Annotated in this window: 1 protein-coding gene; it reads right to left on the bottom strand. The window is 53.8% G+C overall.

Going from position 1 to position 355, the window contains the following annotated elements; genetic code table 11:
* Window positions 1–355 (bottom strand): phage tail tape measure protein (locus DLK05_RS17350; protein WP_148114147.1); only part of this gene is annotated, 355 nt, incomplete at both ends.

The following is a 355-nucleotide window of genomic DNA, read 5'->3' as shown; positions in this document are numbered from 1 at the left end:
GCCGCCGCCATCAGCGTGTTGTAATCCGCCTGCAGGATTTTCCCGTCTTTCAGTGCCTTGTTCAGTTCTTCCTGACGGGCGGTATATTTCTCCAGCGGCGTCTGCAGCCGTTCGTAAGCCTTCTGCGCCTCTTCGGTATATTTCAGCCGTGACGCTTCGGTATCGCTCTGCTGCTGCGCATTTTTGTCCTGTTGAGTCTGCTGCTCAGCCTTCTTTCGGGCGGCTTCAAGCGCAAGACGGGCCTTTTCACGATCATCCCAGTAACGCGCCCGCGCTTCATCGTTAACAAAATAATCATCCTTGCGCAGATTCCAGATGTCGTCTGCTTTCTTATACGCAGCCTCTGCCTTAATCA

The organism is Ancylomarina longa (genome assembly GCF_003996985.1).
In the GTDB taxonomy this organism is placed as follows: Bacteria; Bacteroidota; Bacteroidia; order Bacteroidales; family Marinifilaceae; genus Ancylomarina_A; species Ancylomarina_A longa.
This window is presented reverse-complemented; position numbering and strand designations above follow the sequence as displayed.